Genomic DNA, 14,961 nt, shown 5'->3' on the forward strand with positions numbered 1-14,961 from the left:
CCTCACGGAGCCGGGGTTTCGAGGCTCGCTTCGCTCGCACCTCAACCACCGGGGCGCGGAGGCCGCTTCAGGCAGTCGTGCGCGGCAGCACCACGCGGAAGGTGCTGCCGGCGCCGAGGGTCGACTCGACCCGGATCCGGCCCTGATGGCGCTGCACGAGCCGGTCGACGATCGCCAGGCCGAGGCCGGTGCCGGGGCGGCGGCGGGCCTGCGGGTTCGGCGAGCGGAAGAACTCGTTGAAGATCAGCTCCTGCTCCTCCAGCGCGATGCCGAGGCCGTGATCGGTGACGCTGAGCTCGACGCCGTCGTCGCGGGGATGCAGCGCGACCGAGACGACCCCGTCCTCGTCGCCGTACTTGAGCGCGTTGGTCACCAGGTTCATCACCACCGTCTGCAGGCCCTGCCGGTTGCCGGTGAGCAGCACCTCGTTCGTCGGCAGGTCCAGCCGGACCCGCTCGGCGGCCTGGTGGGCCTGCTCGACGGCCTCGCGTACGACGGCGACGATGTCGAGCTCGTCGAGCGGGAAGTTGGCCGGGTCGGCGGCCGCGGAGAGCTGGAGCAGCTCCTCGATGAGGAGGGTGGCCCGGGTGGCGCCGCGGCCGATCGCCGCCAGCGACCGGCTCGAGGCGGCGAGGGGGGAGCTGAGCATCTCCTCCTCGAGGTTGGCCCGGATGATCGAGATCGGGTTCTTCAGCTCGTGGGCGACGGTCGCGATCAGCTGGCTCTTGTACGCGTCGATGGCGCGCAGCCCCTCGACCGCCGCGCGCTCCAGCTCGAGGGCACGGGCGTTGCTGAGGATCCGGCCGAGGTCGCGGCCGATCTCCTGGGCGATGACGCGCTCGGAGGTGCTCCAGCCCGGCAGGTCGGGGCGCCGGTAGAGGCTCAGCGAGCCGAGGACCGTCGAGCCCGAGCCGAGCGGGGTGATCAGGATCGAGCTGATGTCGTACTGCTCGAAGAGCTCCTGCAGGAAGGCGTCGTCGCCCTCGCCCTCGGGGTAGTCCCGCTGGTCGTCGGCGGTGAGGATCGCGACGGTCTGGTGCTCCCACGCGTGGCGGGCGACCCGCAGCCGCATCTCCACCAGGCGGGGATCGCCGTCGCTGACCACGCTCCCCGAGACGCCGAGGGTGCGCGCGTCGTTCCCGTCGAAGAGGGCCGCACGCAAGCCGACCAGACCGAAGCCGGTGGTCAGGTCGTCGGCGATCGCGTCGAGCACCTCCTCGGGGGAGCTGCCGGTGGTCGCGCGGGCCATCACCTGCCGGGCGGTCTCGGCGAGCCGGAGCTTGTCGGCGTACTCCTCGCGCTCCAGCGCGGTCAGCAGCATCCGCGCGGCCTGGCCGGCGTACTGGTTCAGGCGTACGCGTGCGTCGTCATTGGGGATCCGGCCGTCGATCGGCCCGTCGAGCCGGATCACCCCGAGCAGCCGATCGGACGCGTCGCGCACCGGGACCACGAGCAGGTCGTCGCTGTGCCACTCGGCGCCGGTGAAGTCGTGGTCGACCCGCCAGGCGCGGCGACCCCGGCCCTGTTCGTGCGACAGGAAGTGCAGCGCGCCCCAGCTCTCGCATGCCGCGAGCTGGGTCTCGATGGCCTCGAGGGGGTACGTCGCCTCCAGGAACGTCTCCAGGGCGACCGGCCGCTCACCGGGCGCGAGCATCGTCGCGGTGCCGGCGACGGCGACGTTGCGGATCACCTCGTCGCGGATGACGGCGATCGAGGCCACCAGGAAGCCACCGAAGACGCACATGCTCTCGGCCGCCATCGACAGCGACGGCGCCAGCACCGGATCGGACCAGTTGGTCGCGCTGACCGGCCGCTCCTGTCCCTCCAGGAACCTCATGCCTGCACCGGTTGCTCGGCGGCGGGCAGGGTGACCCGGAACGTGCTGCCCTGCCCGAGGACGGACTTCATCTCGAGGCGGCCGCCGTGGCGTCGCACGATCTGGTCGACGATGGCCAGGCCGAGGCCGGTGCCGACCTGTGCGGTCACCTGCGGGTCGGTGCTGCGGAAGAACTCTTCGAAGATCTGGGCCTGGTCCTCCTCGGAGATGCCGATCCCCTCGTCGGTGACCGAGAGCTCCACCTCCGCATCGACGCGCCGCAGCCCGATCGTCACCGAGCGGCCGTCCGGCGTGTACTTCAGGGCGTTGCTGACCAGGTTGACCACCACCCGGTCGAGCTGGGTCGCGTCCCCGCGCACCGTCATCGGGCCGTGCGGCGAGATCCGTACGCGTACGTCCAGGTCGTGCTGGGCGGCGCTGGTCTCGGTGAGCTCGCAGACGTCGCGGATCACGTCCGCGAGGTCGATCAGCTCCATGTCGAGAGGGTGCTCCGGGTCGGCGGCGCGGGCCAGGAGCAGCAGGTCGTCGACCAGGCGGGTCATCCGCCGAGCGGCGCGGTTCACGCTGCCGACCGCACGCTGGGCGGTCGGGTCGCCGACGGTGACCTCGCCGAGCAGCTCCAGGTTGGCCAGGATCGCTGTCAGGGGGTTCTTCAGCTCGTGGGAGACCATCGCCACGAAGCGGCTGCGGTAGGCATCCAGCTCCTGGAGCCTGCGCACCGTCGCGTGCTCGCGCTCGAAGGCCTGGGCGACGCGGATGACCTGTCCGAGGTCGCGGCCGATCTCGGCGGCCGCGGCGATCTCGGTCTCGTCCCACCGCGGCGCGCCGCCCGGGCGGACCAGGGAGAGTGAGCCGACGCACTGGTCGCCGAAGCCGAGCGGTACCAGCGTCAACGAGGAGAAGCCGGTCTCGCGGTACCACGACTGCACGGCCCGGCTGTCCGCGTCGTCCGGCAGGTCGACGAGGGTGCCGTCGGCGTAGAGGATCCCGATCCGCTGCTGGTGCCACAGCGCCGTCGCCTTGGTCTGCGGGGCGCCGATGCGGGTCTCCTGGGGCGGCGGGAAGAAGTCGTCGCGGTTCGCGATCCACATCGTCTCTGCGGAGGTGGTGGTGGCGAAGATCCGGGCCCAGGCGTTGCCGAGGCCGAAGCAGTCGAGCAGGTCGTCGGAGATCCGGCTGAGGATGGTCTCGAGGTCGAGCTCCTGGCTCGCCGATCGGATCACCGAGCGGGTCGCCTCGGCCAGCTCCAGGCGGCGGGCCACCCGGTCGCGCAGGGCCGCGGCCAGGACCGCCTTGCCGGTGATGCCCGCGAAGCGGTCGAGCGCCGCACGCTCGGCGGGGCCGGGGAGCCGGCCGGTGGCGGGCCGGTCGACGAAGAGGATGCCGATCAGCTCGCCGTCGTCGTCGTGGAACGGCGCGAAGATCAGGCTCAGCGGCCCCCACGCGTCCGGGTCGAGGGGTGACGACGGGGGCTCGCCGGCGTCGTCGACCCAGGACAGCTCGTCGCGGTGCTTGGCGACCACCTCGTGGGCGACGTAGACGCACGATCCCCAGCTCTCGCCCCAGGCGCGGAGCTTCTCGACATCGGCCGCGGGCACGTCGGCCTCGATCTGCCAGCTCGCCTGCGTCTCTCGTCCGGTCGCGACCACGGCCTGTAGCCAGCCGTTGCGCACCAGCGAGACGGCCGCGACGGTGAAGCCCGTCGTGCCGCTCAGGCTGTCGAGCGCCACCTGGAAGGACGACAGAGCGAACTCGTCCGGCCAGCTCTGGCTCGCGGTGGGGGCCGTCATCGGGTCGCCTCTGCGGTCAAGGGGTCTGGGAGCTGCTGCGTCCCGAGAAGCTCTTAAGTAAAGAAGAGCGGACTGAGGAAGCGTACGACGTTCTGACGTGCTACGTCCTGCGACCTCGAGGAATCGGCGTACGTGTTTGTGGACCGTAGACTGCCGGCGTGCCGTTTGTGAGCCTTGACGGAGTGGTCGACACCGGACGACGAGCCGGCGATGGCCGCCTCACGATGGCGCTGGATCCACAGGACCAGGGTCCCCAGGACCAGTGCGGGGTCTTCGGCGTCTGGGCGCCGGGCGAGGACGTCGCCAAGCTGACCTACTTCGGGCTCTACGCGCTGCAGCACCGCGGCCAGGAGTCGGCCGGCATCGCCGTCTCGAACGGGCGCCAGATCCTGGTCTACAAGGACATGGGCCTGGTCTCGCAGGTCTTCGACGAGACGACCCTCGACTCGCTGAAGGGCCACCTCGCGGTCGGACACGCCCGCTACTCCACCACCGGCGCCTCCACCTGGGAGAACGCACAGCCGACCTTCCGGCCCACCCAGGACGGCTCGATCGCGCTCGGCCACAACGGCAACCTGATCAACACCCACGACCTGCGCGACATGGTCGCGGCGCTGCCCGGGCACGCCACGGACCCCGTCCGCGCGGCCGAGCCGGTGTCCACCAACGACACCTCGCTGCTCACCGAGCTGCTCGCGCACCACCCCGACACCACCGTCGAGGAGCGTGCGCTGGAGCTGCTGCCGAAGATCAAGGGCGCGTTCTGCCTGGTGTGGATGAACGAGAACACCCTCTACGCCGCGCGTGACCCGCAGGGCATCCGCCCGCTGATGCTGGGCCGCCTCGAGCGGGGCTGGGTCGTCGCCTCCGAGGACTCCGCGCTCGCGACCGTCGGTGCGAGCGTCGTGCGCGAGGTCGAGCCGGGGGAGATGGTGGTCATCGACGCCGACGGCCTGCGCTCGCACCGCTTCGTCGAGCCCGAGCGCAAGGGCTGCGTCTTCGAGTACGTCTACCTCGCCCGCCCCGACGCGAACATCGCCGGGCGCAACGTGCACGAGGCCCGCGTCGAGATGGGCCGCCAGCTCGCTCGCGAGTTCCCCGTCGACGCCGACGTCGTGATCGGCGTGCCGGAGTCGGGCATCCCGGCCGCGACCGGCTACGCCGAGCAGTCGGGGGTCCCCTACGCCCAGGGCTTCGTCAAGAACTCCTACGTCGGCCGCACCTTCATCCAGCCGTCGCAGACCCTGCGCCAGCTCGGCATCCGGCTCAAGCTCAACGCGCTCGAGCACGTCATCAAGGGCAAGCGGGTCGTCGTGATCGACGATTCGATCGTGCGTGGCAACACGCAGAAGGCCCAGATCCGGATGCTGCGCGAGGCCGGCGCCACCGAGGTGCATGTGCGCATCTCCTCGCCGCCGGTGAAGTGGCCGTGCTTCTACGGCATCGACTTCGCGACCCGTGCGGAGCTGATCGCCAACGGCCTCGACGTCAACGAGATCGCCGCCTCGATCGGCGCCGACTCGCTGGGCTACATCTCGCTCGACGGCATGATCGACTCGACCCGGCAGCCGGCGGAGCAGCTGTGCACCGCCTGCTTCACCGGCGAGTACCCGGTCGCCCTGCCCGACGAGAGCCTGCTCGGCAAGCATCTCCTCGAGGTCTCGATCAATACGTCGACCGCTCCCCCAGGCCTCCCGGTCCTCAACAACCCCTGATCAAGGAGTTCTCATGACGAACGCGTACGCCCAGGCTGGCGTCGACATCCACGCCGCGGACGCCGCCATCGAGATGTTCAAGGGAGCGGTCGCCAAGACGAAGCGGCCCGAGGTCATCGGCGGGCTCGGCGGCTTCGCGGGCCTGTTCGACGCCAGCGCGCTGAAGAACTTCGACCGGCCGATCCTGGCCACCTCCACCGACGGCGTGGGCACCAAGGTCGCCATCGCCCAGGCGATGGACATCCACGACACGATCGGGTTCGACCTGGTCGGCATGGTCGTCGACGACCTGGTCGTGTGCGGCGCCGAGCCGCTCTTCATGACCGACTACATCGCGACCGGCAAGGTCGTGCCCGAGGTCATCACCGCCATCGTCACCGGCATCGCGAACGCGTGCGCCGAAGCCGGCGTTGCTCTCGTCGGCGGCGAGATCGCCGAGCACCCGGGCCTGCTCAAGCCGGGCGAGTACGACGTCGCGGGCGCCACCACCGGCGTCGTCGAGGCGGCCGGCATGCTCGGCTCCGACAAGGTCGTGGCGGGTGACGTCGTCATCGCGATGGCCTCCAGTGGCCTTCACTCCAACGGCTACTCCCTGGTACGCCATGTCCTGCTCAACACCGCGAACATCGCGCTGGACAGGCACATCGACGAGCTCGGCAAGACCCTGGGCGAGGAGCTGCTCGTCCCCACCCGGCTCTACACCAAGCCCTCGCTGCGGCTGGCCCGTGAGACGGCCACGCACGCGATGTCGCACGTCACCGGCGGTGGCCTGGCCAACAACCTCGAGCGCGTCCTGCCCGCCTCCGTCGCCGTCACCATCGACCGCTCGACCTGGACCCCGGGTGCGATCTTCGACCTGGTCAAGAGGACCGGCGACGTCTCGCAGCCCGACATCGAGGCCACCCTCAACATGGGCGTCGGCATGGTCGCCCTGACTGCGCCCGATGCCGTCGACGCCGCCCTCGCGGTCCTCGCCGAGAGCGGCGTCGAGGCGTGGGTCGCCGGCGAGGTGGTCGCGGCAGGCGCCGAGAACGCCGGTCGCGTCGAGCTCACCGGGCAGCACCCGGGCTGGTGATCGGGCGTCCGAAAGAGTGACGTTCGCGACGTCGGAGGGGGATGTTCGCAGGGCGCGAACATCTTTTCGACTCGTGGGTGTGCGTTCACCGCCATCGAGCAGGTAGCGTTGGGCCCACGACAAGTTTTGAGGCAGTCCGGGAGCGATCCCGGCCAAGTGTGCGAGGGGGCTGGACCCTATGGGGCGCGGCCGAGCGAAAGCCAAGCAGACCAAGGTCGCTCGCGACCTGAAGTACCGCACTCACGACACCGACTTCGGTGCTCTTGCTCGTGAGCTGCACGGTGGCGAAGGCGAGTCGGATGACATCGATGCCGCTGACGATTCCGATCAGTGGTCTGACTACCGAGGTCCCTCGCGCGATTGACGTGGCAGTCCCGGCTCACCGGCCGGGACTGACGCTCTTCGCGATCACCACGGCTCCGTGGGTGCCGTAGCCGAGCAGGCTGCCACCCCACGGTCGACCGTTGAAGCCGATCATCAGCAACTCGTCGTCCTCGGAGGTCGAGTCTGCTGGGATCGGTAGCAGCGTGGGCCAGGGGATGTTCGTCGGGTACGGCGCGTCCAGGGTGCCGATCTCCTGCATCGACAGGTCGAAGATCGGGTAGCGCTCGCGCTCACCCCGACGCCCGTCCCGGCCGTCGCTGGCCAGGATGACCCAGTCCTGGTCGGCGGGCGGCTTCGAGGCGCGAGCCGCGAAGCGACCCGCCGGGAACAGCGTGGTGCCCTCGGTGGCGCGCCGCTGCGGGTCGACGCCGCGCACCTCGAGCCGGTCCAGGCTCGGGCCGCTCGCGACGACCGGGTGGAAGTGCCAGAACCGCTGCGCGCTGACATAGCCGACGAGCCACTCGGTGCTCGAGCCTGTCGAGACCCGGATCAGGTGCGGGTCCCACACCCCGACCGACGTGAACCCCGTCGTCGGCAGTTCCAGCGGCTCGGTGTCGAGGACGTGCTCGCCGGTGAGCAGGTCCGCCTCGGTGCGGGCGAGCGTCACGGCGACGGCAGGGCCGGTGCCGGAGGTGCGCCGAGCGGAGCCCGCGGGCTGCTCGAAGTCACCCCAGGTGCTCGTCGCCACCAGCCAGTGCGCCGCGGTGTCCGCGTCGGCCGGGACCCGGACCAGGTGGCTGGCGTGGTCGCCGAAGACGCCCGGCTTGTCGGAGCGCCGGAAGTAGAGATCGCTGAGGTGCTCCAGCGCCGGGCCAGCCGGGTCGAGCGCCCAGAGCGACAGGTGCGCGGTGTCGAAGAAGCCCGGTCCCGCGCTGGAGGCGGCCAGCACCGCCCGGCCGTCGTCGAGTCGGTACGGCGTCCCGTCGGGATGGGTCGTGACCCGCAGGTCCCGTAGGCCGAGCTGGCCGAAGCCGCCTGCCTCGAGCGTGTCCAGGGCACCCTCGTGGGAGACCGTGAGCGCGGCGAGCCAGTCCTCGTCGCGGGTGTCGACCCGCTCGCCGAGGTCGACGCGGGCCCTCGCCTCCCAGGGCGTCCCCGCGTGCCGGGTCAGCACCGTCAGGTGCGTCCCGGTCAGGGTCAGGGCGACGTCGTCGGCAGGCTGGGCGAGGCGTCCGTGCCGGCGGCTGACGTGGGTCGTCGTGCCCCCGGCCGTCGTGACGCGCAGGCGCGCGCGACCGCGGGCGTACTCCGCCTCGAGGACGTCGTCCCCGGAGCGCCAGGACAGCGTCAGCCTGGCCGTGACGTCGTGGGAGACCCCCGAGGCGATGGCGGTGGCGTACGGAGCCGGTCGGGGGCACGGCGTCGCCGAGCTCCCACCGGCCGCTCGCACCTGGACGTCCTGCAGCAGTGCCACCGGCCGGAGCCGGGCGACGTGCTCGAAGCGGGGGAATCGCACGAGGCGATCATGACTCGTGGGTCGAGGCGCGGGCGTAGCAGGTCTGCACGCAGTGGCCTCCGGACCTACTTCCCGGCCTTCTTCTTGCGCTTCTCCGCCTTGCGCAGCGCGCGTTGGCGGCGCTCCTCGGCGTACATCGCCTCGGCCTCCTCCAGGTCCGGCGCGGCGCCGCCGTACGCCTTGGGCAGCCACCAGGCGCCCGGCTCCTTGCCGGGGTAGTCGCTGATCAGCTTGTCGAGCATCTCGTCCATGCGGCGCTTGAGCTCGGTGGTGTCGGCGACCGGGTCGCCGGTGAGCGGCATCGGCTCGCCGACCGCGATCGAGACCGGGCGGTGGCGGCTGAGGTCGAGCTTGCGGCCCTTGGTCAGGATCCGCTGGGTGCCGAAGAGCACGACCGGGATCAGCGGCACGCCGGCGTCGTGCGCGATCCGGACCGCGCCGGTCTTGAGCTCCTTGACCAGGAAGCTGCGCGAGATGGTCGCCTCCGGGAAGATCCCGACGACCTCGCCCTCGCGGAGCTTGCGGGCAGCCACCATCATGCCCTCGGCGCCGGCTGCACGATCGACGCTGATGTGGTGGAACGAGCGCATCACCGGACCGCCGACCGGGTGGTCGAACACCTCGCGCTTGGCCATGAAGCGGGTCAGGCGACCGCGCTCGGCGGCCGGGTATCCGGCCATGATGTAGTCGACGAACGACAGGTGGTTGACCGCGAGCAGGGCACCGCCCTCGGTCGGGATGTGCTCCTGACCGGTCATCGTGATCTGGACGTCGCCGAGCTTGAACCACGTACGGGCGGCGGCGATGACGGTGGGATAGCTGATGTCGACCATGGTGGGAGACATAGTTGTCCGGATCGTCGGCGGAAACCAGTGGCAGGCGCAGGGAAGATGTCGGTGGGATTGTTCGGCGCGAACAAATGAGTAAAGTTCTGGTGACGCGCACCCGGTGAGCCGCGAAAGGCCCACGGACGGCGGCTCCCGCCTGATGTACTGCCCGCACGATCAAGCGGCGCAGGGAGGCGGGCTGATGTCGAGTTCGGTGGAGACGAACGTACGGGCGCTGGCCGCCGAGCCATGGGACGAGCTGAAGCGCCAGGCCACGACCACCGACGGCGTGGTGCTCGACGTCCACGTCCACCGGCGCAGCGCGGAGTGGATGCGCGAGCCCGAGTCGCTCCCGGCACTCCTCGCGGCCCTGGTCCTCTACCCGGTCCTCCTGCTGTGGCACACCGTGACCAGCAGCGGGGGCTGGCTGATCACCGTCCGCTCGCCCGGTGAGACGGCGGTGCTGGCGGAGCTGGCGCCGCGAGGCCGGCGGGACACGCTCCTCGCGGTGGTGGCGCTGCTCGAGCGGATCTCCCGCTCCTCGATCACCGAGCTTCTCGACGGCTGGGGTCACCCCTGACGGTGCGGCATGGAGCTCGAGCCTGTCGCCGGACGGAGGTCGAGCCTGTCGAGACCCCACGCACCCCGCCGGCACTCGCCGGGTCGTCTAGCGTGGGCCCATGGTGCTGGGTGCATTCCGGTGGGGCCGCGGTCGCGACGTGAGCGACACGTGGCGGCTCGATCATCCGTGGGCGAGCATCTACTCCTTCGGCATGGGTCACCGCCCGATCGCCCGTACGGCCGGGGTGCTCGGCTTCGGCACCGACTTCGGCGCGATGTACGACGCGATCGACGCGCTCCGTGACCTCCCGGCCGGCGCCACCGTCCTCGACGTCCCGTGCGGCGGCGGCGTCGCCGTGAGCGGCCTGGCGGGAGCGCAGCGGGTCCGCTACCTCGCCGCCGACATCTCGGTCGCCATGCTCGCCCGTACGCAGCGTGCCGCCCGTGCGGTGGGCGTCGACGTGGAGCTGCTCGAGGCGGATGTCGCCGAGCTGCCGCTGGGGGACCGTGCCGTCGACCTGACGCTCAGCCTCACCGGCCTGCACTGCTTCCCCGATCCGCAGGCGGCGCTGCGCGAGATCGCCCGTGTCACCCGCGACCGGATCGAGCTGAGCTGGCTGCGCTCGGACGTCGGGCTGCGCTTCAAGCCGATCCTGATCGCCGGGCGCGCCGGTGGCCTGGTGGGCCGGTCCGCGACCGCCGACGACGTCGGGCTGTGGCTCGCCGAGTGTGGCTTCGACGCCGACATCCGGATCGAGGGCGCCTTCGCGTACGCCTCCGCGCGCCGGGGGTAGCCCGCCGCGGACCGCCGGCCGGCGGACGGGGCACGAGGACGAAGCAGAAGGCCCCCGACAGTGTCGGGGGCCTTCTGTGGTGGTGGCCAGAGGCGGGGTCGAACCGCCGACCTATCGATTTTCAGTCGATCGCTCGTACCAACTGAGCTATCTGGCCAAGCCGGGCGAAACGTTACCGGATGGGCCGCCGGTGGCCCAATCGGCCGCTTCCTGTGGAGCCGGTGGGACCCGCGTCGGGGCGGGGGAGGGGGAGCGGGTCCCACCGGAGTCGGGGTGTCAGGCGCCGGGCTGGATGCCGCCCGGGTACCACGGGTAGCCGGACGGCAGCGGAGCCCCGTCGTCGTGCTGGGCGAGCCACTCGACGGCGGCCGCGTGGTAGCGGCCGAAGCCCTTGTAGTCGACCAGCTCCGGGTCGAGCGAGGCCAGGGCCCGATGCATCCGCTTGGCCCAGTCGGGGGCGTGGTCGACCAGCTCCTGCAGCGAGACCAGGTAGGTGCGGACCGGGAAGACGATCGCGTTCGAGCGGGGCAGGCGGTGCAGCGGCTGGAGCTCGATGCGCAGGTTGACCAGCTCGCCGGCGTTCTCGGCGGTCACGGTGGCGCGGTCCGGCGCCCAGTCGGGCAGGGTCTCTACCGAGGTCTCCAAGCGCGGGTTCACCGTGAGCGACCAGTTCACCCGGCGCACCGGGTGGCCCGGCTTCATCCGGAGCAGGAACTTCAGCGCGCGATCGAGGATGCCCATGGCATGCAGCTTGGGGACGGGGCCGTGGAACTCGGTGAAGTTCATCCCGATGTTGAACCGCAGCGAGTAGTCCGCCCGCTGGGTCGTCATGCCGGCGCCGATGACGAGGGTGCCGTCCTTCTCCTCCAGCACGACGAACTCGCCCTGCGCCTGCCGGGTGGCGTACTCGAGCGGCTCGTACGGGAGCGTCGTCGGGTCACCGAAGGTGAACGTGTCGTCGATGTCGAGCAGCCGGTTGCGCCAGTGCCACTCGTTGCCGTTCTTGGTGAGCGAGAAGTGCTCGGGGTAGTCCCGGGCGTAGGACTCGAAGATCAGCTCGAGCATGTCCCACTGCGCCTCCATCATGTGGGGCAGCGCCAGGTAGTGCACGCCGGGTGCCGCGTCGATCATGGCGGCTCGGTGGTGGCACTCGGAGACGTAGTGCTCGTCGATGTCGAGGTTCGCCCGCAGGGCACCCTCGCCTGCGGAGACGTGCGGCTCCAGGTTCATCGAGTACATGTACTCGTCGTCGGGGAAGGGGAACGGCAGGCGGCGTACGGCCTCCGGCGAGTTCCGATAGGTGTAGCCGCCCTCGGGGGTGTAGGTCTCTTCGTTCTTGAACGTGGTCATGGCCGTCTCCTCAGGCGTTGATGACGAGCTTGGTGCAGGTCGCCCGCGAGACGCAGGGCATGATCAGCTTGTTGGCGTTGCGGTCGGTCTCCGAGAGCCAGTCGTCGCGGTGGTCGATGGTGCCGTCGAGCTCGACGACCTCCGTCTCGCACTCGCCGCAGGCCCCGCCGCGGCACAGATAGGGCAGCGTGTAGCCGGCGTCCTCCACCGCCTCCAGGAGCGACTGCTCGGGCGAGACGGCCACCTCGACGCCGGACCGGGCCAGCGTCACGGTGAACGGCTCGCCGCTCGAGCCGAGGTCGTCGAACCGCTCGTAGTGGATGTGCGAGTCGGTCCAGCCGAGCTCGTGCGCGGTGCCGAGCACCGCCTCGATCATGCCGGCGGGACCGCAGACGTAGACGTGCGTGCCGAGCGGCCGGTCGGCGAGCACGTCGCCGATCGAGAGGCGTACGTCGGAGGTGTCCTCGTACACGGTGACGGCGTCGCCGTACGTGTCCGCGAGCTCGGCGCCGAGCGCGCGGTGCTCGGGGCCGCGGACCGCAAGGTGCAGCTCGAACGAGCCGCCCTTCATCGCCAGCTCCTCGAGCTGGGCGAAGACCGGCGTGATGCCCACGCCGCCGGCGATGAAGACGTGGTGGCGGGCGTGCTTGGCGAGCGGGAAGAGATTGGCCGGGAGGGTGATGTCGAGCAGGTCGCCCTCCGCGGTGCCGTCGTGCAGGGCGCGCGAGCCGCCCTTGCCGTCCGCGACGCGACGGACCGCGATCTGATACCTGCCGGCGTCGTACGGCGAGCTCATCAGCGAGTACGCGTTGCGGCGGGTCTCCTCGCCGTCCGCGATGAGCACGGTGACGTGCGATCCGCCGGAGAACGGCGGCAGCCAGGCGCCGTCGGCCGCGCAGAGCGTGTAGCGGTTGATCTCGGGGGTGACCGGCTCGATCCGGTCGACGCGGACCTTCAGGGTTCCGCGATGCGCGGTGCTCACGTGTCCAGCTCCTCTGCGTCGGGCAGCTCTCCGGGAACCTCGCCGTCGGCCTTGACGCCCTGGAAGGCGGCCAGCCGGCGCGAGTAGTGGTCGCGGACGATCAGGTTGAGATGACAGCCGGGGCACTCGAAGACCCGGTGGGTGACGTTCTCGGTGTAGGTGTCGCAGTGCGCGCACCACACCCGGCGGGTCAGCGAGCCGGCGTGCTCGCGCAGCACCTCGTCGCGGTCGAGGTCGTAGGACTGGGCGACCTGCATGGCCGTGCCGATGAAGCTCTCCGATCCGGAGAGGTACAGCCGGGTGCCCATGGTGGCCGAGGAGAGCAGCTCGTCCAGGCCGGCGACCGTCTCGGCGCCGGTGGCGTGGACGAGCAGCTCGCCGGGCGCGGCGCCGCGCAGGTCGTCGAGGTGGTTGTTGCCGGTGAAGGACTCGGTCGCGTAGAGCACGGTGGTGGCGGTGCGTTGCTGGGGGCTCATCTCGCCGAGCAGACGCACGAGCGGGGCACCGCCACTGCCCTGGCCCGCGAGCACATGGCGCAGGGCGCCAGGCATCGGGATCAGGACGTCGTAGACGGGCCGGCTCTTGATGCCGGTGATCATCATGCGAATTACTCTAGAACTAGAGTTTTTATTTGGGAAGGGGTCTTCCGCAAAGGATCTCGGTGGCTGTCGGACTCAGAAGGCGGGGCCGGCGGCGATGGTCCAGCCGGTCCAGTCGCCGATCGGGGCGACCGCGGCCCACTGCTCGACGGTGGGGCGAGCGGCCAGTCGCTCGCCGGGCAGCCAGCGCGCGCCGGTGGCGGCGATCACCACGCGGTCGCGGGTGACGACCAGCGCATCGCCGGGGATGCTGCGCAGGAGTCGGGACAGCTGCTCCTCGACGGTGTCGGCCAGCAGGTCGCCGCCGGCGACCCCCACGAACGTGTCGCCGCTGATGATCGGCACCGCGGCCGTGTGGATCAGCATGCTCGCGCCGGAGTAGTCGAGGTAGGGGCCGTACATCGACGGCATGCGCAGCGTCTGTGCCCCGGTGAACCATTCCGAGCCGTGGTAGTCGTACCGGTCCGGGTCGCCGGGCTGGAGGTTGAGTGCCAGCCGGCGTACGCCCTGAGCGGTCTTCAGCAGCCAGAAGAGGTAGTTCTCGGTCCCGGCCATCGCGCCGTGCCCGGCCGCGAAGCCGAGCCCGACCAGCGCCTCGGTGGCCTCGAGCTCGTCGCCGAGCTCGGCGACCCGGTCCACGATGTCGGCGTCGCCGAGGTGGCCGATCCGGTCGGGCGAGATCGACTCCTCATAGGCGTGGGCCAGTGCCATCACGGGGGCGAGCTCGTGTTCGACCAGGGCGGCGATCTGCTGCCGGACGTCCTCGAAGGTCATGCCGGGCTCCCTTCTGCCTCGACCAGCGCCTGGCGGGCGGCCGCCAGGCGTCGTAGGTTCTCCCGGGCGTGGTGGATGGCGGCGGCGTGGGCGGCCTCGCCCGACTCGGTGCGGATCGCCTCGACGATCTGGCGGTGCTCGGCGGCGGTCGCCTCCACCATCGCGGTGTCGAGCGCCGCGTCGGTGTGCGGCAGCCAGAGCATGCCGGCGGACTCGGCCTGCAGGGCGACCTCGCGGCGGAGCAGTCGCTCGGACCGGGTCGCGATCGCCATCTCGACGTGGAAGCGGCTGTCGGACTTGATCCGGGCGCCCCGGGTGGTGGTCGCCTCGAGCTGGCCGGCGAGCATCTCGATCCGGCGTACGTCGTGCGCGGTGGCCCGCTCGGCCGCCAGTCGGGCCGTCATCGCGGAGATCGCGATCTGCTCGTCGGCCAGGTCGCGCAGCGCGCCGACCGACATCGCCCGCAGGCGGGCGGCGTCGGGCTCCGTGGGCGGCTCGAGGTTGCGGTGCACGAACGTGCCGCCGTTGCGCCCGCGCCGGGTCTCCACGAGGCCCTGCTCGCGCAGCAGCGCGATCGACTCGCGCAGCGTCATCGGCGCGACGCCGAGGCTCTGCGCGAACTCGACCTCGGGGGGCAGCCGCTCGCCGTCGGTCAGCAGCCCGAGGTGGATCGCCTCGGTGATCCGGTCGGCGATCTCGGCGGCGCGACTCGGGCCGCGCAGCGGGGCGATCAGGCTGGACGTGTCGATGGTCGCTCCCTCGTCGATGCGCGCTGGAGCCGGGCTCCCTCCGCAAATTTTCCGGGTGTGACCCTAGC

Annotated in this window: 14 protein-coding genes and 1 tRNA gene; 5 read left to right on the forward strand and 10 right to left on the reverse strand. The window is 71.0% G+C overall.

The genetic code is table 11. The annotated features are described in order from the left end of the window. Positions 1-67 precede the first annotated feature (67 nt). Together ACZ5L9_RS08225 and ACZ5L9_RS08230 are read right to left on the reverse strand one after the other, a co-directional pair. On the reverse strand, positions 68-1,837 hold the full coding sequence (locus ACZ5L9_RS08225; RefSeq protein WP_464536024.1) for a sensor histidine kinase: 1,770 nt from the start codon (positions 1,835-1,837) through the stop codon (positions 68-70). Further along, complete coding sequence (locus ACZ5L9_RS08230) at positions 1,834-3,627, reverse strand: sensor histidine kinase (RefSeq protein ID WP_464536026.1); 1,794 nt, start codon at positions 3,625-3,627, stop codon at positions 1,834-1,836. Before ACZ5L9_RS08230 ends, ACZ5L9_RS08225 begins: the two co-directional genes overlap by 4 nt. Positions 3,628-3,851: 224 nt before the next feature. Here ACZ5L9_RS08230 and purF point away from each other — a divergent pair, with 224 nt between their 5' ends. From purF to ACZ5L9_RS08245, 3 genes are all read left to right on the forward strand, one after another. Further along, positions 3,852-5,342 carry an amidophosphoribosyltransferase gene (purF, locus tag ACZ5L9_RS08235; protein WP_464536828.1) on the forward strand — a complete coding sequence of 497 codons (1,491 nt, stop codon included), beginning with the start codon at positions 3,852-3,854 and terminating at the stop codon, positions 5,340-5,342. Between the two features lie 13 nt (positions 5,343-5,355). Continuing rightward, positions 5,356-6,417 carry a phosphoribosylformylglycinamidine cyclo-ligase gene (gene purM, locus ACZ5L9_RS08240; protein ID WP_464536028.1) on the forward strand — a complete coding sequence of 354 codons (1,062 nt, stop codon included), beginning with the start codon at positions 5,356-5,358 and terminating at the stop codon, positions 6,415-6,417. 178 nt (positions 6,418-6,595) lie between these two features. Then, positions 6,596-6,781, forward strand: a complete 186-nt coding sequence (locus ACZ5L9_RS08245) for a DUF3073 domain-containing protein (protein WP_464536030.1) — start codon at positions 6,596-6,598, stop codon at positions 6,779-6,781. Between the two features lie 15 nt (positions 6,782-6,796). On the opposite strand, the gene ACZ5L9_RS08250 is transcribed toward ACZ5L9_RS08245, so the two are convergent. Both ACZ5L9_RS08250 and ACZ5L9_RS08255 read right to left on the reverse strand, forming a co-directional pair. After that, positions 6,797-8,257, reverse strand: coding sequence for a hypothetical protein (locus ACZ5L9_RS08250; RefSeq protein ID WP_464536032.1), 1,461 nt, complete (start codon positions 8,255-8,257; stop codon positions 6,797-6,799). A 65-nt stretch (positions 8,258-8,322) separates the two neighbouring features. Continuing rightward, complete coding sequence (locus tag ACZ5L9_RS08255; RefSeq protein ID WP_464536035.1) at positions 8,323-9,102, reverse strand: lysophospholipid acyltransferase family protein; 780 nt, start codon at positions 9,100-9,102, stop codon at positions 8,323-8,325. A 184-nt stretch (positions 9,103-9,286) separates the two neighbouring features. On the opposite strand from ACZ5L9_RS08255, the gene ACZ5L9_RS08260 reads away from it, so the two are divergent. Beyond that, positions 9,287-9,664: a hypothetical protein gene (locus ACZ5L9_RS08260; protein WP_464536037.1), complete on the forward strand. Its 378-nt coding sequence runs from the start codon at positions 9,287-9,289 to the stop codon at positions 9,662-9,664. 100 nt (positions 9,665-9,764) lie between these two features. Then, positions 9,765-10,439 carry a class I SAM-dependent methyltransferase gene (locus ACZ5L9_RS08265; RefSeq protein ID WP_464536039.1) on the forward strand — a complete coding sequence of 225 codons (675 nt, stop codon included), beginning with the start codon at positions 9,765-9,767 and terminating at the stop codon, positions 10,437-10,439. A gap of 80 nt (positions 10,440-10,519) precedes the next feature. Here ACZ5L9_RS08265 and ACZ5L9_RS08270 read toward each other — a convergent pair. From ACZ5L9_RS08270 to ACZ5L9_RS08295, 6 genes are all read right to left on the reverse strand, one after another. Beyond that, positions 10,520-10,596 (reverse strand) — tRNA-Phe (locus tag ACZ5L9_RS08270). 119 nt (positions 10,597-10,715) lie between these two features. Next, positions 10,716-11,789, reverse strand: a complete 1,074-nt coding sequence (locus tag ACZ5L9_RS08275) for a heme-dependent oxidative N-demethylase family protein (RefSeq protein ID WP_464536041.1) — start codon at positions 11,787-11,789, stop codon at positions 10,716-10,718. A gap of 10 nt (positions 11,790-11,799) precedes the next feature. Then, complete coding sequence (locus ACZ5L9_RS08280; protein WP_464536043.1) at positions 11,800-12,771, reverse strand: PDR/VanB family oxidoreductase; 972 nt, start codon at positions 12,769-12,771, stop codon at positions 11,800-11,802. Beyond that, entirely contained in the window at positions 12,768-13,373 is a 606-nt protein-coding gene (locus tag ACZ5L9_RS08285; RefSeq protein WP_464536046.1) for a dimethylamine monooxygenase subunit DmmA family protein, read from the reverse strand. Before ACZ5L9_RS08285 ends, ACZ5L9_RS08280 begins: the two co-directional genes overlap by 4 nt. Before the next feature lie 72 nt (positions 13,374-13,445). Next, positions 13,446-14,144, reverse strand: coding sequence for a cache domain-containing protein (locus ACZ5L9_RS08290; protein ID WP_464536048.1), 699 nt, complete (start codon positions 14,142-14,144; stop codon positions 13,446-13,448). After that, entirely contained in the window at positions 14,141-14,911 is a 771-nt protein-coding gene (locus tag ACZ5L9_RS08295; RefSeq protein ID WP_464536830.1) for a FadR/GntR family transcriptional regulator, read from the reverse strand. Before ACZ5L9_RS08295 ends, ACZ5L9_RS08290 begins: the two co-directional genes overlap by 4 nt. Between the last annotated feature and the right edge of the window lie 50 nt (positions 14,912-14,961).

The organism is Nocardioides sp. JCM 18998 (genome assembly GCF_055391535.1).